The organism is Streptomyces sp. NPDC088730, assembly GCF_044751215.1.
In the GTDB taxonomy this organism is placed as follows: Bacteria; Actinomycetota; Actinomycetes; order Streptomycetales; family Streptomycetaceae; genus Streptomyces.
This window is the reverse complement of sequence record NZ_JBIVLK010000011.1, coordinates 206963-224597: the sequence shown is the minus strand read 5'-3', so window position 1 is coordinate 224597 and position 17635 is coordinate 206963. Positions and strand designations below refer to the sequence as shown.

Below are 17635 nucleotides of genomic sequence, written 5' to 3'. Positions count from 1 at the left end.
GCGGGTCCGGGCCCTCCTGGCGCATCGATGGTGTGCCAGCCCCTGCCGGTGAACCGTGGGCACCGCCGCGGCCCGTACGACTGCCCGGTGCCGGCTGCCCGGCGGAACCGCCGGCGATACTGCGCACTAAATGACAAGTGGTTCGGGAGAGTTAGTAAGCCGGGTACGAGAAAAGAACTCCGTGCGAGCAATTTCGACCAGCAGGATTGTGCTGGAAGTTTCTCGCAAGTAACGTCACGGCCTGTCACAGATTAGATGTGGCCGAGAGTGTACGTCTCCCCCTCGGAGAAGTGGTTCGTAGACGTGCTTCCTGCCCCTTGGGCAGCTGTGAAGCACGTCCCCGCAAGCAGTGCCGCCCGCATTGTCGAATCGGAGGAACTAACTGTGCGTAATACCCTCAAGAAGATCGCCGTCACCACCGGCGTGGCTTCTGCGGCTGTCGTACTCGGTGCCGTCCCGTCCATGGCCCTCGCCGCCACCACCTGGACGGTCGCGCCCAACCCGGCACCCTTCACCGCGGTGTCGACCAACACCGTCCTGTCGGTGAGCGGCATCCCGCTCACGTGTCCGACGGCGAGCGCGGGCGGTTCCGCGTTCAGCGCCACGGGCAACCCGGCCACCGTCGGCAACATCACCTCCGCCACCTTCGGTACGACGGCCAGCCCGTGCACGAGTGCGCTCGGCCCCGTCACGCCGGTCGCCACGACCACGCCGGCGTGGCAGCTCGTGGCCCAGGACTACACCTCCGGTGTGACGACCGGCTACATCAAGAACATCCAGGCCAAGCTCACGGTCCTCACCTGCAGCTTCAACGTCACCGGTGAGGTCAACGCCAAGTACACGAACAGCACCAAGAAGCTGTCGGTCTCCAACTCGAGCGCCCACCAGCTGACCGTCTCGGGCGCCACCGCCGCCTGTGCCGGGATCGTCGCCAACGGGGCTCACCCGACCTTCACGGGCGACTACAGCGTCACCGGGATCACGAGCATCATCGGCACCTGACGGACTGCCGGACTGCCGGGCAGTCGAACGTTCAGCAGACCGCACCGCGGGAACCCTGCCGTGCGGTCTGCGCCGTCGATGGAAGGAAATGACGAGGAATGATGATGCGCGGGACAGCGGGGCGGAGCCGTGGGCGTGTGACGGCACGGAGCGGAGCCGTTCTGGCCGCGGTCCTCATGGCCGGAATGATCCCTGGCGCCCAGGCGTCCGCCGGGGATCGTGACGTCCACATCGACGTGAAGTACGGCTGCGACTTCCCCTCCGGGACCAGACCGGTCTCGGTCCGCGTGTCCGCGACGGTCCCGGAGGAGGGTGAGGTGGACAAGCCCGTTCAGCTCAGGGACGTCAGCACCGAGCTGGCCCTGCCGGAGGCCGGGCTCCCGGACCTGGCCGGCCTCGGGGAGGCGGGCGTCGAGGCCGAGACCAAGCTGACCATGGGTGTGGCGCAGGGCGATCACACTGCCGAGACCGTATGGATCGGGACCACCGACGACCCGGTGGCCGTTCCGGACGCGGGGGAGTTCGCCGTCACCTCATCCGGTGACGTCCCCTCGGTGACCGCGGGTTCGTCCGGCGGCCTCACCTTCACGGCGGGGAAGCTCACCGCGCTGCTGACCTCGCCGAAGACCGCCGACCCGGCCGCCGAGCCCTCGGCCGTGATGCTGAACTGTGTCCCGGAGCCGGACCAGGTCCTGGAGCTCGGCACGGTACGGATCGCCGGAGACCCGCAATGGCCTTCGCCGCAGCCCTCCGGGACCGGAGAGGACACGGCCTCCGGCGACAGCGGCATTAGCCGGGACGAGGCGACGCCGAAGGTGGACGACCCGGTGAAACCGACCCTCCAGGACGGGAAGGCCCCGCCCTGTGTGGGCGACCAGGACGACCAGTTCAGCCTGAACGCCTACGTCACCGGCTACGCGAACGTGGCCAAGCTCAAGGGCGCCACGCTGTTTCCGGTCGCCTGCTCGCAGATCGAACAGGGTGTGACGGAGATCAAGTTCCAGGACGGTCTCATCCACATCTTCCAGGACTCGTCGGTGATCCTGGACTACCAGGGGAAGCCCCAACTGCCGCCTGCCACGGGCACGTTCCTGACGTTCGGCTTCATGCCGACGACCGCGACCCTGGAGATGACCCAGATCCCGCCGGCCGACGGACCGGACGGCAAGCCGTCGGCGAACATCCACTCCGACCTGAAGATCCTCAGCCCGGGAAACAGTGAGGGCACGACCACCATCGATCTCCAGCTCCAGTTGCGGCTGCACGACGTGAAGGTCAACGGCGTCCCCCTGGACGTCGGCGCCAACTGCCGTACCGCACGGCCCTTCAAGCTGCCGCTTCAGGGGAACATGGTCCTCAAGGACGGCGTCCAGACCGGATACACGCTGGTGACGGGCGGTGTCCTCACCGGCCAGGTCACCCTGCCGCCGTTCTCGGGCTGCGGGGTCGGTGAGGACCTGGACGACATCTTCACCGCCTCCATATCGGGTGTACCCGGCTATGTGAAGCAGGTCCAGGCGCCGCCCTGCGCGGCGGCCCAGCACGACCAGTCGGTGTGCACGGAGGACAACCAGCCGGTACACGTTCCCAAGCCGGAACGCTGAACCGGAGTCTGTCCCCCCTTTCCCGCCGTCGCTACCGAACCATCCCATTCGCTCGGCCCACCATGAATTGAGGGAGTAATGAGAGCTGTCCCGAAGAGATGGCGTACCGGCCTGCTCGCCGCCGGCGCCGCCGCGGTGGTCGCGATCCCGCTGACCCCTCTGTCCGCCTCCGCCGCCTCCGCCGCGAACCTCAACGGGGACTGGGCGCCCTTCTCCCGCTGCCCCGTCGACGATCCCGCCATGCTCGCCGCGGACGGCCAGGACCTCGTCGCGTCCTGTGTGTCCTCGTACTCGCCCAGCGGGGCCATCAAGCTGGGCAGCACGGAGGCCACCACCGGCGCCAACGACATGCAGTTCGGTGTCATCCAGGACACCGCGGCCGGCACGTTCAAGGTCATTCCGCCGGCCGGCGGCTCGCTCGTGGGCGCGCCGACGGCGATACCCGGCGGGCTGCTCGGGCTCATGTGCCCCAGTGACATTCCCGTGGTCACGGGAGTCTGCAACTCGATCACCAATATCAGCCTGAACAAGGTGATGGCGACGGTCGAGTCGGCCGGCACGCCCACCGAGTTCAACCTGACGGCCGGGCTCACCACCGGCCAGCAGATCGTCAAGCTGCCGGTCCGGATTCACCTGGAGAACCCGCTCCTCGGCTCCAACTGCTACATAGGCTCGGCCTCGGACCCGGTGATCCTGCGCCCGCAGAACACCACGGCTCCGGCCGTCGCCATCGAGCGCTTCGACGGTGACGGCACGCCCAACGCGACCGACGGCTCGATGCTGAGGTTCGCGCTCACCGGCAACACCCAGGGCGACACCACGTTCTCCGTGCCGAAGGCCACCGGCTGCGGTCTGGGCGGAATCCTGAGCTGGGCGGTGAACCTGAAGACGGGCCTGCCGTCCGCCTCGGGGAACAACCACCTCACGCTCAACAACGCCTCGACGTACAGCGGCGCGCTCACCGCTCCCGGGCTCGTCCTGCCCAATGCCGGCAAGGTGCTTTCCCAGAACTGGCACTCCGCGGTGAAGTAGCACCGCTTCTCACCGCCGTTCGACGATGCCCGCCCCGTCCGGGAAATCCGCCGGAGGGGTGGGCATCGTCATGGGCCGTTCCATACGAAAGTGAGCACTCCGGATGACAACGGATGCTCCGGAGCTACTCACTTTCCGATAACTCCGCATGGGTCCCTGCTCATCTCCGTACAGAAACAGCACCGTCGTCGAGAACCGTGCAAAAAGTTCAGGAACCGCTATTGCGAAGGCAGGTTACTGAGCCGTAGCGTCCCAGGACCAGGGGCGGTTCCCCCGTTGCCGGGGCCCAGCGGCCCCGACTCGCACGCCGGCGATCTTGCGCAGATTCCGACAAAGCCGCCGTACGGCTTTGTCACTCGGTGACAAGTGATCCACAACGAGCACCTCGTTCGTCGATTCCCGCTGTTCAACGGCTTGTCCTGGCGGTTTCAGCGGACATACCGTGCGCCTCCTGGTGCATGTGTGACGAGCCGCCATCGGATTTCTCAGAGCCGGAGCGCTGACAGATGACCACGTTCACCTACACGTCGAGGGAGGGCCGATGGGAATCGAAGTAGTCGTTGAAGGCCTAACGAAATCCTTCGGAAAGCAGAACATCTGGCAGGACGTCAGCCTCACCCTGCCCGCCGGCGAAGTGAGTGTGATGCTCGGTCCTTCCGGTACCGGAAAGACCGTCTTCCTGAAATCGCTCATCGGGCTGCTCAAGCCCGAGCAGGGGCGCGTGCTCATCAATGGCGTCGACATGGTGAACAGCCCCGAGCGGAAGATCATGGAGACCCGGAAGCTGTTCGGTCTCATGTTCCAGGACGGTGCGCTCTTCGGATCGATGTCCCTCTTCGACAACATCGCCTTTCCGCTGCGTGAGCACACCCGCAAAAAGGAATCGGAAATCCGCCGGATCGTCATGGAGCGGATCGACATCGTCGGACTGCTCGGCGCCGAGGACAAACTGCCCGGCGAGATATCCGGCGGTATGCGCAAGCGGGCGGGGCTGGCCCGCGCCCTGGTGCTGGACCCGCAGATCATCCTGTGCGACGAGCCGGACTCCGGGCTCGACCCGGTCCGCACCGCCTACATCTCGCAGCTGCTCATCGACCTCAACGCGCAGATCGACGCGACGATGCTGATCGTCACCCACAACCTCGACATCGCGGCCACCGTCCCGGACAACATGGGCATGCTGTTCTGCCGCAACCTGGTCACCTTCGGACCGCGCGAGGTACTGCTGACCAGCGACCTGCCCGTCGTCTCCCAGTTCCTCTCCGGCCGCCGCGAGGGGCCCATCGGCATGTCGGAGGAGAAGGACGCCGCCACGCTCGCCGCCGAGGAGGTCAACGGCTACGGGCAGGGCATCAGCTCGGCCAACGCCCCCCGCACCGTGGTCCCGCAGCTGGAGCCCTCGCCGGGCCTGCCCGTACGGCAGGGCGCGCTGCGCCGCCGGGAGCGGGTCATGTCGATGATGGGCCAGCTGCCGGAGGCCGCCCGTACGGCCATCCTGAACAGCTACAGCCCGGCGGCGGGCGGTGGACGCCCGTGACCGCCCCCATGCCGGTGCGGCCCCCCGAGCCCACCGGGCCGCCCATGGACCGGGTGCCGGAGAAGGCGCCGGAGCAGAGACGCCCGACCCGGCTGTTCGCGCCGCTGCGCGAGACGGGCAGGCTCTTCACCCTCGCCGGGACCGTGTGCCGCGAGACCTTCCGCCGGCCCTTCCAGGTGCGGGAGTTCATCGAGCAGTTCTGGTTCGTCGCCAGCGTCACGATCCTGCCCGCCGCCCTCGTCTCCATCCCGTTCGGCGCGGTCATCGCCCTCCAGGTCGGCTCCCTCACCCAGCAGCTCGGCGCCCAGTCGTTCACCGGTGGCGCCAGCGTCCTCGCCGTCATCCAGCAGGCCAGCCCGATCATCGTCGCGCTGCTGGTCTCCGGGGCCGCCGGGTCCGCGATCTGCGCCGACCTCGGATCACGCAAGATCCGCGAGGAGCTCGACGCGATGGAGGTCATGGGCGTCTCGCCCGTACAGCGCCTCGTCGTCCCCCGGGTACTGGCGACGATGCTGGTGGCCGTGCTGCTGAACGGACTGGTCTCCGTCGTCGGCACCCTCGGCGGCTACTTCTTCAACGTGATCCTCCAGCACGGCACCCCCGGCGCCTACCTGTCCAGCTTCTCCGCCCTGGCCCAGCTGCCCGACCTGTACATCAGCGAGATCAAGGCCCTGATCTTCGGCTTCATCGCGGGCATCGTCGCCGCCTACCGCGGCCTCAACCCGCGCGGCGGGCCGAAGGGGGTCGGGGACGCGGTCAACCAGTCCGTCGTCATCACCTTCATGCTGCTGTTCTTCGTGAACATGATCCTCACGGCGATCTACCTCCAGATCGTCCCCGCGAAGGGGAGCTGACCGATGTCGATGCTCAGCTGGCTCGACCGGTCCGGCGACCAACTCACCTTCTACGTACGGGCACTGGTCTGGATACCCAGGACCCTGCGGCGCTACCTCAAGGAGGTGCAGCGGCTGCTGGCCGAAGTCGCCTTCGGCAGCGGCGGCCTCGGCGTCGTCGGCGGCACCATCGGCGTGATGATCGCGATGACGCTGGCCACCGGCACGGTCGTCGGCCTCCAGGGGTACGCGGCGCTCAACCAGATCGGCACCGCCGCGTTCACCGGCTTCATCTCCGCCTACTTCAACACCCGGGAGATCGCCCCGCTCGTCGCCGGGCTCGCGCTCTCCGCGACCGTGGGAGCGGGCTTCACCGCCCAGCTCGGCGCCATGCGGATCAACGAGGAGATCGACGGCCTGGAGGCGATGGGCGTGCGGTCCATGCCCTACCTCGTCACCACCCGCATCATCGCCGGGGTCGTCGCCATCATCCCGCTGTACGCGATCGGGCTGCTCTCCTCCTACGTCTCCTCCCGCTACGTCACCGTCCTGTTCAACGGGCAGTCGGCCGGCACCTACGACCACTACTTCAACCTCTTCCTCTCCCCGCAGGACGTACTGCTGTCGGTGCTCAAAGTGCTGATCTTCAGCGTGATGGTGATCCTCGCGCACTGCTACTACGGCTTCCACGCCACCGGCGGACCCGCCGGGGTGGGGGTGGCGGTGGGCCGCTCCGTGCGCAACGCGATCGTGCTGATCAGCGTCACCGACTTCTTCCTCTCGCTCGCCATCTGGGGCGCCACGACGACGGTGAAGGTGGCCGGCTGATGAACAACCGGACCACGCGGAACACCCGCCGCAGACTCGCCGGAGTGGCCCTCCTGCTCGTGCCCGTCGTGCTCATCTGGGTGTCGATAGCGGTGTACAACAAGGACTTCACCGACGACGCGACCGTGACGGTACGCACCGGAAGCGTCGGCAACGAGATGCACGACAACGCCGATGTGAAGCTGCGCGGAGTCGTCATCGGGCAGGTCCGCGACATCTCCGCCGACGGCGAGGGCGCCCGCCTCACCCTGGCCATCGAGCCCGGCAAGCTCGACCGGATCCCCGCCGACGTCACCGCCCAGATGCTGCCCACCACCCTGTTCGGGGAACGGTTCGTGGCCCTCGTACCGCCCCCCGTACCCTCCGCGGACACGCTGCGGGCCGGGGCCGTCATCCCGCAGGACCGCTCCAGCAACGCCATCGAGCTGGAAGAGGTCCTCGACAACGTCCTGCCGCTGCTGACCGCCGTCCAGCCGGAGAAGCTCTCCGCCACCCTCAACGCGGTCTCCCAGGCGCTCAGGGGACGCGGCGAGAAGCTCGGCGACACCCTCGTCAGGCTCGACGCGCACCTGGCGAAGTTCAACCCGCAACTCCCCACGCTCAACGCCGACATCAGGGAACTCGTCAAGGTGAGCAGGGTGTACGGGGACGCCGCCCCCGATGTCCTGGACGCGCTCACCGACTTCACCACCACCAGCGGGACACTCGCGGACCAGCAGGCGCAGCTCGCGGACCTCTACGGTTCCACCAACGCCTCCGCGCAGGACCTCACGACGTTCCTCCAGGAGAACAAGGACAACCTGATCCGGCTCTCCGCCACCGGCCGGCCGACGCTTCAACTCCTCGCGAAGTACTCCGACGAGTTCCCCTGCACCCTGCGGACCGTGGCCGGATTCGTCCCGGCGATGGACAAGGCGCTCGGCAAGGGCACCGGACAGCCCGGTCTCCACGTCACCCTCAAGTCCGTGAAGTCCAAGGGGAAGTACGTGGCCGGCAAGGACACCCCGGTCTACGACGCGACCGGCGGACCGCACTGCTACTCCGTGCCGTACGTCGGTACGACGGAGCCGACGGCGGCCGGACGGGCCGCGGCGTCCCAGGCCCCCGGCGACAAGCCGGCCGCGGACCCGCCGTCCGGCACCGGCCCGAAGGCGACGGACACCTCCCTCGGCATGCCCAACTCCCCGCAGGAGAGCCGGCTCGTCAACGAGCTGGTCGCTCCCTCACTGAAAGTCCAGCCGCAGAGCCTGCCCGACTGGAGCAGCGTGCTCATCGGCCCGGCCTTCCGCGGCGCGGAGGTGAAGCTCAAGTGAAGCGCCGCTCCCTCGCGGGACCGCTCGCGAAATCGATCGTCTTCATCCTGGTGACCGTTCTGGCCACCACCGTCCTGGGGCTGTCCATCGCCAACACCGGGGTCGGTGACACCACCTCGTACAAGGCGAGGTTCACCGACGCCACCGGGCTGATCGTCGGTGACAGCGTGCGGATCGCCGGGGTGAAGGTCGGGCAGGTCGAGTCGATCAAGGTGGCGGACAGGCGGGTCGCCGAGGTCGGCTTCGCCGTCCGCAAGGGGCGCAGCCTCCCCGCCTCCGTGACCGCCTCGATCAAGTACCTCAACATGGTCGGCCAGCGCTACATCGACCTCGACCGGGGCGCCGGACCGGTCGGCCGCAACTTTCAGGCCGGAGCGACGATCCCGCTCTCGCGCACCACACCGGCCCTCGACCTCACCCAGCTCTTCAACGGCTTCCAGCCGCTCTTCGAAGGACTCTCCCCGCCCGACGTCAACCAGCTGGCCGGCTCCATCGTCCAGGTGCTCCAGGGCGAGGGCGGCACCGTCGACAGCATCCTCCAGCACGTCGGCTCACTGACCTCCACGGTCGCGGCCAAGGACAAGGTGATCGGTGAGGTGATCAAGAACCTCAACACGGTCCTGAAGACCGTGAACGACCGGGAGGCCGGCTTCAACGACCTCGTCGACACGCTCCAGAAGCTCGTCACCGGCTTCTCCGGCGACCGCAAACCCCTCGGGCAGGCGGTCACCGCGATGGGCGCGCTGACCACCGTCACCGCAGGGCTGCTCCAGGACGGCCGGAAGCCCCTCAAGGACGACATCAAGCAACTCGGGCGGCTTTCGGACCAGTTGGGCAAGGGGACTCCGCAGATCGAGAACTTCCTCCAGAAGACCCCCGCCAAGATGGAGGCGATCAGCCGGCTCGCCTCCTACGGTTCCTGGCTCAACCTCTACCTCTGCGAAGCCAAGGTCAGCGGTGTGACGACAGAGGACGGCAGCACGCCGCCCACCGGCATCGCGATCACCCAGCCGAGGTGCCTGGCATGAGAATCAAACCCCTGCGGGAACGCAACCCCGTCGCCATCGGCATCGCCGGACTGCTCGTCCTTGCCCTGATCGGCTTCGGCGCCTACCGCGCCGACTCGCTGCCCTTCATCGGCGGCGGCACCACCTACACCGCCGACTTCACCGAATCCGCCGGACTCGGCTCCGGCGACGAGGTACGGATCGCCGGCGTCAAGGTCGGAGAGGTCACCGGCGTCTCGCTCGACGGCGCCAAGGTCAAGGTCAGCTTCCGGGTCAAGGACGCCTGGATCGGCAACTCCTCCACGGTGGGCATCGCCATCAAGACCCTGCTGGGCGACAAGTACCTCGCCGTCGATCCGCTCGGCACCGGCCCCCAGGACCCGGACCGGCGCATTACGGCGAGCCGCACCACCTCCCCGTACGACGTCACCCAGGCGTTCAACGGACTCGGCGAGACCATCGGGGAGATCGACACCAAGCAGCTCGCCAAGAGCTTCGAGACGATCTCCGCCACCTTCAAGGACTCACCGCCCGACGTGAAGAGCGCCGCCGACGGGCTCTCCGCACTCTCCAGAACGGTCTCCCAGCGCGACGCCCAGCTGGCCACCCTCCTCAAGGGCAGCAAGCAGCTGACGAAGACCCTCGCCCACAAGAAGAGCAGCTTCGAGACCCTGCTGGAGGACGGCAACCTGCTCCTCGGCGAGATCCAGGCCCGCCGCGACTCCATCCATCTGCTGCTCACCGGCACCCAGAACCTCGGCAGCCAGCTCACCGGGCTGGTCGCGGACAACAACAAGCAGCTCAAGCCCACCCTGGAGTCGCTCGGCAGGGTCACCGCCGTCCTGGTGAAGAACCGCAAGAGCCTCGACAAGGTGCTGTCCCTGACGGGCTCCTACAACCGGCTCGTCGGCAACACCCTCGGGAACGGCCGCTGGCTCGACAACTACGTCTGCGGAGTCGTGCCCAGGGACTACCTCCCCGCCGGCACGCCCCCGGCCACCGGATGCATGCCACCCAAGCAGCAAGGCGGCCGCTGACATGAGAATCACGCGCATCGTCGGCATCGGCGCCGGACTCGCCGTCGTGGCCGTCGCCGCCACCTCGGGGGTGATGGCCATGGACGACGAGGGCAAGACGACGGTCACCGCCTACTTCGACCAGGCCACCGGCGTGTACGCCGGATCGGACCTGCGGATCCTCGGGGTGAAGGTCGGCACGGTCGAGTCCGTGCGGCCCAAGGGCGAGGAGGTCGAGGTGAGGCTCCGCGTCGACAAGGGCGTCAAGGTGCCCAAGGACGCCCACGCCGTCGTCGTGGCCCCCAGCCTGGTGGCCGACCGGTACATCCAGCTCGCCCCCGCCTACCACGGGGGACCGCTGCTGGCGGACGAGGCCGAACTGCCCGCGTCGCACAACGCCACCCCGGTCGAGGTCGACCAGCTGTACGCCTCCATCACGGAACTCTCCACCGCGCTCGGCCCCGACGGAGCCAACTCCGACGGCGCACTGGCCAGACTGCTGGACACCGGAGCGAAGAACCTCGACGGCAACGGGAAGGCGATCGGGAACTCCATCGAGCAGTTCGGCAAGGCGACGAAGACCCTCGACAAGAGCAGCGGAAACCTCTTCGACACCCTGTCCTACCTGCAGACCTTCACCACCATGCTGAAGGACAACGACGGCAACGTCCGCAAGGCGGAGCAACAGCTCAACTCGGTCACCGGATTCCTGGCCGACGACAAGGAGAACCTCAGCGCGGCCCTGAAGGAACTCGGCACCGCCCTGGGCCAGGTCAAGACCTTCATCAAGGACAACCGCGGCGTCCTGAAGGCGAACGTGGACGCCCTGGTACCGATCACCCAGACCCTGGTGGACCAGCGGGCCTCGCTGGCCGAGTCGATGGACACCCTGCCGCTCGCCGCGGACAACGTGATCAAGGCCTACGACCCGTTGAACCGCACCATCAACGGACGCACCAACCTCAACGAACTCTCCATGGGCGGACCGCTCACCGACGAATCCGCCGGACTGAGCGGACTCACGCCGGTGGACACCGCCCGCCGGAAGGCGCTGCCCTCGCTGCCGCTGCCCGCGGTGGGCACCGTCTACGGCACCCCGGAGAAGTCCGCCACGCAGAAGAAGGGGGCGAAGCGATGAGCCGCTTCCCGCGCCGGGCCGGCGCCCGCGCGACCGGCGTCGCCGCCGTGCTGGCGGTGGGCGTCGGCCTGGCCCTGATCGCCACCACGGTCGACCTGCCGACGTTCACCGGCATCGACCAGGTGCCGCTGCCCGGCGGCGCGGACCTCGGCGACCACCCGTACGAGATCACCGCCGAGTTCGGGGACGTGCTCAGCCTTGCCCCGCAGTCCTCCGTGAAGGTCAACGACGTGGCCGTCGGCCGGGTCACCAAGATCTCGCTCGCCTCCGGCAGCTGGAACGCCAAGGTGACCATGCGGGTCAACGGGGGGATCAGACTCCCCGCGAACGCGTACGCGCACCTGGAACAGTCCAGCCTGCTCGGTGAGAAGTACATCCAGCTCTCACCCCCCGCGGCCGGCACCGCCAAGGGCGCCCTCGCGGACGGGGACCGCATCCCGCTCACCCGGACCAACCGGAACCCGGAGGTCGAGGAGGTGTTCGGCGCCCTCTCGATGCTCCTCAACGGCGGCGGCATCAACCAGCTCAAGACCATCACCACCGAGCTCAACAAGGCACTGGCCGGACAGGAACCCCAGGTCCGCTCCATGCTCAAGCGGGTCAACACCCTCGTCACCAACCTGGACGACCACCGGGCGGACATCACCGAGGCCCTCGACGGCGTCAACCGGCTGTCCGCCACCCTCGCCACCCGCAAACAGGACGTCGGCACGGTCCTCACCAAGCTCAGCCCCGGCATGAAGGTCCTGGAGAAGCAGCGCGGCTCGCTCATGACGATGCTGCACTCGCTCGACACCCTCTCCACCGTCGCCGTCGACACCGTGAACAGGAGCAAGGCCGACATCGTCGCGGACCTCAAGGCCCTCGCTCCCACCCTCCAGGCACTCGCGGACTCCGGCCAGGACCTGCCCGACTCCCTCCAGGTGCTGCTCACCTACCCGTTCACCGACGAGGTGCTGCGCGGCGTCAAGGGCGACTACCTCAACGTCTACCTGGACGTCACCGCACTGCCCGGCACCCAGATCATTCCGCCGATCATCCCGGCCGGCGGCGCCACACCCCCGGCCGTCCAGGGCGCCACCACCCAGAAGTCCGACGCGGCACTGCCGCTGCCCCTTCCCTCGGTGACGGGCCCGGCCACGAAGGGGAGCAACCGATGATCACCCTGGCCATCCGGCTCAAGAACATCGCCTTCCTGATCATCGCGGTGCTCGTCCTCGGCTACCTCGGGGTGCGCTACGCGGACCTCGGCCACTACGTCGGCATGCGCGACTACTACACCGTCAAGGTCCAGCTCCCGCGGACCGGCGGCCTGTTCACCCACTCCAACGTCACCTACCGGGGCGTGTCCGTGGGCCGGGTCGGACCGATCGAGCTCACCGACGACGGAGTGGAGGCCGAACTCCGCATCGAGAAGGACGCCCCGCGCATCCCGGACGCCCTGAAGGCCGTCGTCGCCAACCTCTCCTCGGTGGGCGAGCAGTACGTCGACCTGCGGCCGACCCGCTCCGAAGGCCCGTACCTGGCGAACGGCTCCGTGATCGACCAGGCCGACACCACGGTCCCGGCCCCCGTCACCGACGTGCTCACCAGCGTCAACGACCTCGCCGGCTCCGTCGACCTGGAGTCCCTGCGCACGGTCGTCGACGAATTCGGCACCGCTTTCGAGGGGCGCGGCGACGACCTCCAGGTCCTGCTGGACACCAGTAGCGACTTCGTCCAGGCGGCCGACGACGCGCTGCCCGTCAACACCCGGCTGATGATCGACGGAGAGACCGTGCTGCGCACCCAGGCCGAACAGGGCGACGCGCTGAAGGGCTTCGCGTCCGGAGCCGAGGAACTGGCCGCGGAGCTCAAGGGATCCGACACCGATCTGCGCAAGCTGATCGCCGTCGCCCCCGACGCCACCGGCCAGATCAGCGGACTGCTGCGGGACCTCGACCCGAGCTTCGGAGTCGTGGTCGCCAACCTCCTCACCACCTCGGACGTGGCCGTCACCCGGCAGCGCGGACTGGAGGAACTGCTGGTGAGGCTCCCGGAGGTGGCGGCCGTGGGCTCCAGCGCCGTCGACGAGGACGGGGCCAGGTTCGGCATGTCCGTCACCTTCTTCGAACCGCTGCCCTGCACCTCCGGCTACGGCGGTACGACCTACCGCAACGGACTCGACGTCACGGCCGGCCCCGCGCTCAACACCAAGGCCCGCTGCGCCTCTTCGCCCGGGACGGGCATCAACGTCCGGGGCAGCGCGAACGCGCCGAAGGGCGGGGCCCTGCCCCCGCCGGCCAAGCCCGGCTCGATGCTCCTGGGCGCCGGCAAGAAGGCGGACCGGCTGCCCGGGGCACTCGGTGTCGCCCCCGACACCGCTCCGGCCGCCGACGGCATGGCCGGACTGCTGGGCCTCGGACAGGGAGACGGCTCATGACCGCACGTACGAGGAACTCGATCGGCTGGGCCGCGCTGCTCGCCGCCGTACTCGTCTGCGCACTCGGCGGCTGGTCCTACGCCCAGGCGCGCGGTGACGACGACCTGGCCTACGCCAAGAGCCGGGACACCGCGCTGGCCGAGGGGAAGGCGCACCTCGCCCGGCTCAACAGCCTGGACGGCAAGGACGCCAAGAGTGTGGACGCCGGACTGGCCGGCTGGCTCGGGTCATCGACCGGCCCCCTGCGCGACCAGCTGAAGCGCACCCGTGCCAAGGACGCGAGCGAGCTGACCAAGTCCGGTTCGACGGCGCGCGGCAAGGTCACCGACGCGGCGCTCACCGCGCTCGACGAACGGACCGGAACGGCACAGATGATCGCGACGGTCGATGTCCAGGTGACTCCGCGCACCGGAAAGGGCGGCACGGAACGCAAGCGTTTCGAGGCCACCCTCGCCCGGACACCGGACGGCTGGAAGGTCAAGGCACTGACGGCGATACCGGTCGGGAGCGGCACATGAGGCGACAGGGCGGGGCGACGGCCGTGACCACCGGAACGGAGAACCTCACCACCGGGGAACCGGCCGCGGAAGACACCACGACGGGCGAACCCACGACGGTCGAACCCACCACGGAGGACCCCACAGCGGACGAACCCGCGGCGAAGAAGACCGCGGCGGGGAAGGCAGTACCGGACGGGGCCGTGCCGGACGAGGCAGTACCGGACGAGGCGCCGCCCGGCGCGGGCCACCGCAGGCTGCGCTTCGTGGTCTGGACCCTGGTCGCGGCGCTGCTCGTCGTCGGAGGCGGGCTCTTCGTCATGGGCCGCCAGCTGCGCGACACGCCCGCCACCTCCAATGCGGCGCTCACCGACAGCGAGGCGACGAGCCGGGTCGCGGGGGACGTCACCAACGCGCTGGGCAAGGTCTTCTCCTACAGCCCCTCGGCCACCGCCGTCACCAAGGAGTCCGCGAAGCAGCTGCTGGCGGGCAAGGCGCTCCAGCAGTACGCGGCGCTGTTCGGCCAGGTGGAGAAGCAGGCCGCCGATCAGAAGCTCACCCTCACCACCCACGTCGTACGGGCCGGGGTGACCCGGCTGACCGACGACAGCGCCCATCTGCTCGTCTTCCTCGACCAGGTCTACGAACGCCGGGGCAGGACCGCCAGCACGGCGGCGGCGCAGCTCTCCGTCACCGCCCAACTGCGGGACGGACGCTGGACCATCGTCGAGATCACCTCCAGATAGCGCAGCGGTACGGAACCGAACAGCACCAGCACAGCACAGCACAGCACAGGGCCGGCAGGGAGAGGCAGCAATGGCACGGGTACGGATGACGGGCAATCCGCTGGTGGCGGCGGCGATCGTGCTGACGGTCGCGGCGGCGGGCGCGGCGGGCTGGGGCGGGGTGTCCCGGTATCAGGCATCGCACGACGACTCGGCGGCGTACGCGCGGACCCGCGACGACGCGCTGGCCGCGGGCGAGCAGGCCGTGCAGAACATGAACACGCTCGACCACCAGAAGCTCGTCCAGGGGCTCGACAGCTGGGAGGACTCCACCACGGGCGACCTCCACCAGCAACTCGTGGACGGGCGGGACGCGTTCGTGAAGCAGATCAAGGAGGCGAAGACCGTCAGCACAGCCAAGGTGCTGTCCGGTGCCGTCACCGAGCTCGACGACCGGGCGGGCCGGGCCGGGGTCATGGTGGCGCTGCGGGTGACCGTGACCGCGCCGAAGGGAAAGCCCGCGGTGAAGGAGAGCCGGATGCTCGGGCAGCTCACCCGTACCTCCGAGGGGTGGAAGCTCAGCGCCCTCGGTCAGGCGCCCGTCGGCAACACCGCCGGCTGACGCCACCGACTCCCACCCCGCACCGAGAGGACCCCGGACATGTCGACGACCCGTCACCTCGTCAACCGGCAGCGCCGCCTGGCCACCGTCGCCGCGGCGGAACGCACCGCCACCACCGCCGCCACGACCACCACCGCGCCCGAGCCCGCCGGGCCGGACACCGAGTCCGACTCCCGGTCCGAGGGCGAACCGGCGGGCGAACCGGGGGAGGAGGAAGCGAAGGAGAAGGCGAAGGAGAAGGCGGAGACGCCCCGGTCCGTGGGTCCGGTGCGGCTGCGGGTCTCGCTGCCCGCCGTGCTGTGCGTCCTGACCGTGCTGCTCGGTTCCTTCGCCGCCTGGTCGTTCACCTCCGCGGGCGCCCTGCGCGACGAACCCGGCCGGCGGAACACCGCCCTCACCGACATCGGCCGCACCAGTGAGGTGAAGGGGCAGATCACCGAGGCGGTGGGCGCGGTGTTCTCGTACAACTACGCCTCGCCTGCCAAGGCCGACACCGCGGTGAAGACCTATCTGGTGGGCAAGGCGGTCCAGCAGCACAAGGACATGCTCGCGGAGGTACGGGCCCAGGCGCCCAAGCAGAAACTCGTCCTCACCACGACGGTCACCGAGAGCGGTGTGGAGCTGCTCGACGGCGACCGGGCCCGGCTGCTGATCTTCGCCGACCAGAGCAACACCCGTACCGGCAAGTCGGAGCAGACGACCTACGCCGCGGCCATGTTCGCGGTGGACGCGGTCCGCCGGGGCGGCAGCTGGCGGATATCGGCCATCGACACGTTCTCCCGGTGACCCGGGGGAGAGGAGAGCACGCATGAGGTTCAACGGCACCATGCGCCGCGGACTCGGCGGCACCGCAGCCGCCGTCGCCGCGATGGCAGCGCTCACCGCCTCCCAGGGGCCGGGGCTCGTGGCGCACGAGGAGACGCCGAAGCAGCGCCAGGAGTCCGACGAGGTCAGATGGTCGGAGGTCCCCAACGACGACTCGTACCACACCGAACTGCCGCCGCTGAAGAGCCCCGAGCCTCCGGAACCGGGCGTGCAGCGGAGCCCGGCCGTCGTCGCCTCGTGGGCCCAGGCGGGGATTCCGGCCACCGTGCTCGACGCCTACCGCAAGGCGGAGGCCGCAATGCGACGCGGCGATCCCGGCTGCGGGCTGCCGTGGCAGTTGCTGGCCGCCATCGGAAAGGTCGAGTCCGGACACGCGGGCGGCGGCAGGGTCGACGCCCATGGCACGACGCTCTCCCCGATCCTCGGACCGGTGCTCAACGGCGCGGGCTTCGCCCATATCCCGGACACCGACGGCGGGGCGTACGACGGGGACAAGACCTTCGACCGGGCGGTCGGCCCGATGCAGTTCATCCCCTCGACCTGGGCGCACTGGAAGCGGGACGGGAACGGCGACGGGCGCCGCGACCCGGGCAACATCTACGACGCGGCCCTGGCGGCGGGGGCCTACCTCTGCGCCGGATCGCGTGATCTGACGGCACGGTCCGGTCTCGACGCGGCGATCCTGAGCTACAACCACTCGGACACCTATCTGCGCACCGTGCTGTCGTGGCTGGAGTTCTACCGCAAGGGCACCCATCCGGTAGCCGACGGCAAGGGCCCCGTGCCGAAGAGCCCCGGCGCCGGGAGCCCGAACGAGCCCCGGCATCCCGTGGGCGGCCCCGGCAGCCAGAAGGACGGCGACCACGGGGGCATCGAGGTCGGCCCCCAGCCGGGCCGCACGAAGACCCCGTCGCCATCGGCGTCCCCGGACCCCTCGCCCGGCGATTCCGGCTCCCCGGACCCCGGCGGCTCCACCGGCCCGGGCTCCTCGCCCGATCCGACCGACAGCGGGTCCGCCACCCCGGACCCCGGCACCAGCCCCGACCCGTCCACCAGTCCGGACCCCGACCCGAGCACCACGGAGCCCGCTCCGGGCTGTACGACGGGCGCCCCGTCGCCGGACCCCGCCGACACGGCCGGGGCCACCGAGTCGCCGTCCGCCGACCCGAGCACGACCCCCGGGCCCTGCACCACGCCCACCGCGCCGCCCGTCGGAGACTGAGCCCCGGCGGTC

17 protein-coding genes are annotated in these 17635 nt (G+C 69.2%); all 17 read left to right on the top strand.

Translation table 11 applies throughout. The features are described from left to right. The first annotated feature begins 384 nt into the window (after window positions 1-384). The 17 genes from ACIP89_RS28230 (at window position 385) to ACIP89_RS28150 (ending at window position 17623) form a co-directional block, all read left to right on the top strand. Window positions 385-1002: a hypothetical protein gene (locus ACIP89_RS28230; protein WP_401925456.1), complete on the top strand. Its 618-nt coding sequence runs from the start codon at window positions 385-387 to the stop codon at window positions 1000-1002. Between the two features lie 137 nt (window positions 1003-1139). Further along, window positions 1140-2606 carry a DUF6801 domain-containing protein gene (locus ACIP89_RS28225; RefSeq protein ID WP_402117406.1) on the top strand — a complete coding sequence of 489 codons (1467 nt, stop codon included), beginning with the start codon at window positions 1140-1142 and terminating at the stop codon, window positions 2604-2606. A gap of 78 nt (window positions 2607-2684) precedes the next feature. Continuing rightward, the gene (locus tag ACIP89_RS28220; protein ID WP_401925451.1) at window positions 2685-3638 is read left to right on the top strand and encodes a hypothetical protein; all 954 of its coding nucleotides are present in this window, start codon (window positions 2685-2687) and stop codon (window positions 3636-3638) included. 541 nt (window positions 3639-4179) lie between these two features. Then, window positions 4180-5175, top strand: coding sequence for an ABC transporter ATP-binding protein (locus ACIP89_RS28215; protein WP_401925450.1), 996 nt, complete (start codon window positions 4180-4182; stop codon window positions 5173-5175). Continuing rightward, the gene (locus tag ACIP89_RS28210) at window positions 5172-6029 is read left to right on the top strand and encodes an MlaE family ABC transporter permease (RefSeq protein WP_401925448.1); all 858 of its coding nucleotides are present in this window, start codon (window positions 5172-5174) and stop codon (window positions 6027-6029) included. The genes ACIP89_RS28215 and ACIP89_RS28210 overlap by 4 nt, the downstream gene beginning before the upstream one ends. 3 nt (window positions 6030-6032) lie before the next feature. Beyond that, window positions 6033-6836 (top strand): MlaE family ABC transporter permease, encoded by an 804-nt coding sequence (locus tag ACIP89_RS28205; RefSeq protein WP_401925446.1) that lies wholly within the window; start codon window positions 6033-6035, stop codon window positions 6834-6836. Continuing rightward, entirely contained in the window at window positions 6836-8149 is a 1314-nt protein-coding gene (locus tag ACIP89_RS28200) for an MCE family protein (RefSeq protein ID WP_402117404.1), read from the top strand. The genes ACIP89_RS28205 and ACIP89_RS28200 overlap by 1 nt, the downstream gene beginning before the upstream one ends. Beyond that, window positions 8146-9177 carry an MCE family protein gene (locus ACIP89_RS28195; protein WP_401925441.1) on the top strand — a complete coding sequence of 344 codons (1032 nt, stop codon included), beginning with the start codon at window positions 8146-8148 and terminating at the stop codon, window positions 9175-9177. Before ACIP89_RS28200 ends, ACIP89_RS28195 begins: the two co-directional genes overlap by 4 nt. After that, window positions 9174-10193 (top strand): MCE family protein, encoded by a 1020-nt coding sequence (locus tag ACIP89_RS28190; protein WP_401925440.1) that lies wholly within the window; start codon window positions 9174-9176, stop codon window positions 10191-10193. The genes ACIP89_RS28195 and ACIP89_RS28190 overlap by 4 nt, the downstream gene beginning before the upstream one ends. A gap of 1 nt (window position 10194) precedes the next feature. Continuing rightward, complete coding sequence (locus ACIP89_RS28185; RefSeq protein WP_402117402.1) at window positions 10195-11310, top strand: MCE family protein; 1116 nt, start codon at window positions 10195-10197, stop codon at window positions 11308-11310. Then, on the top strand, window positions 11307-12470 hold the full coding sequence (locus tag ACIP89_RS28180) for an MCE family protein (protein ID WP_402117400.1): 1164 nt from the start codon (window positions 11307-11309) through the stop codon (window positions 12468-12470). Before ACIP89_RS28185 ends, ACIP89_RS28180 begins: the two co-directional genes overlap by 4 nt. Beyond that, window positions 12467-13732 (top strand): MCE family protein, encoded by a 1266-nt coding sequence (locus ACIP89_RS28175; RefSeq protein WP_401925432.1) that lies wholly within the window; start codon window positions 12467-12469, stop codon window positions 13730-13732. The genes ACIP89_RS28180 and ACIP89_RS28175 overlap by 4 nt, the downstream gene beginning before the upstream one ends. Then, entirely contained in the window at window positions 13729-14250 is a 522-nt protein-coding gene (locus tag ACIP89_RS28170) for a hypothetical protein (RefSeq protein ID WP_402117399.1), read from the top strand. The genes ACIP89_RS28175 and ACIP89_RS28170 overlap by 4 nt, the downstream gene beginning before the upstream one ends. After that, window positions 14247-14975: a hypothetical protein gene (locus ACIP89_RS28165; RefSeq protein ID WP_402117397.1), complete on the top strand. Its 729-nt coding sequence runs from the start codon at window positions 14247-14249 to the stop codon at window positions 14973-14975. Before ACIP89_RS28170 ends, ACIP89_RS28165 begins: the two co-directional genes overlap by 4 nt. A 70-nt stretch (window positions 14976-15045) precedes the next feature. Then, complete coding sequence (locus ACIP89_RS28160; RefSeq protein WP_401925428.1) at window positions 15046-15576, top strand: hypothetical protein; 531 nt, start codon at window positions 15046-15048, stop codon at window positions 15574-15576. Window positions 15577-15615: 39 nt separating this feature from the next. Further along, the gene (locus ACIP89_RS28155; RefSeq protein ID WP_402117395.1) at window positions 15616-16362 is read left to right on the top strand and encodes a hypothetical protein; all 747 of its coding nucleotides are present in this window, start codon (window positions 15616-15618) and stop codon (window positions 16360-16362) included. A 22-nt stretch (window positions 16363-16384) separates the two neighbouring features. Further along, on the top strand, window positions 16385-17623 hold the full coding sequence (locus ACIP89_RS28150; protein ID WP_401927615.1) for a hypothetical protein: 1239 nt from the start codon (window positions 16385-16387) through the stop codon (window positions 17621-17623). The last annotated feature ends 12 nt before the right edge of the window (window positions 17624-17635 follow it).

Excerpts from the sequence above, each read along its gene's own strand:
- ACIP89_RS28180 (WP_402117400.1), top strand. The coding sequence starts at position 11,307 with ATGAGCCGCTTCCCGCGCCGGGCCGGCGCCCGCGCGACCGGCGTCGCC.
- ACIP89_RS28220 (WP_401925451.1), top strand. The coding sequence starts at position 2,685 with ATGAGAGCTGTCCCGAAGAGATGGCGTACCGGCCTGCTCGCCGCCGGC.
- ACIP89_RS28170 (WP_402117399.1), top strand. The coding sequence starts at position 13,729 with ATGACCGCACGTACGAGGAACTCGATCGGCTGGGCCGCGCTGCTCGCC.
- ACIP89_RS28155 (WP_402117395.1), top strand. The coding sequence starts at position 15,616 with ATGTCGACGACCCGTCACCTCGTCAACCGGCAGCGCCGCCTGGCCACC.
- ACIP89_RS28165 (WP_402117397.1), top strand. The coding sequence starts at position 14,247 with ATGAGGCGACAGGGCGGGGCGACGGCCGTGACCACCGGAACGGAGAAC.
- ACIP89_RS28185 (WP_402117402.1), top strand. The coding sequence starts at position 10,195 with ATGAGAATCACGCGCATCGTCGGCATCGGCGCCGGACTCGCCGTCGTG.
- ACIP89_RS28175 (WP_401925432.1), top strand. The coding sequence starts at position 12,467 with ATGATCACCCTGGCCATCCGGCTCAAGAACATCGCCTTCCTGATCATC.
- ACIP89_RS28200 (WP_402117404.1), top strand. The coding sequence starts at position 6,836 with ATGAACAACCGGACCACGCGGAACACCCGCCGCAGACTCGCCGGAGTG.
- ACIP89_RS28160 (WP_401925428.1), top strand. The coding sequence starts at position 15,046 with ATGGCACGGGTACGGATGACGGGCAATCCGCTGGTGGCGGCGGCGATC.
- ACIP89_RS28205 (WP_401925446.1), top strand. The coding sequence starts at position 6,033 with ATGTCGATGCTCAGCTGGCTCGACCGGTCCGGCGACCAACTCACCTTC.
- ACIP89_RS28215 (WP_401925450.1), top strand. The coding sequence starts at position 4,180 with ATGGGAATCGAAGTAGTCGTTGAAGGCCTAACGAAATCCTTCGGAAAG.
- ACIP89_RS28190 (WP_401925440.1), top strand. The coding sequence starts at position 9,174 with ATGAGAATCAAACCCCTGCGGGAACGCAACCCCGTCGCCATCGGCATC.
- ACIP89_RS28150 (WP_401927615.1), top strand. The coding sequence starts at position 16,385 with ATGAGGTTCAACGGCACCATGCGCCGCGGACTCGGCGGCACCGCAGCC.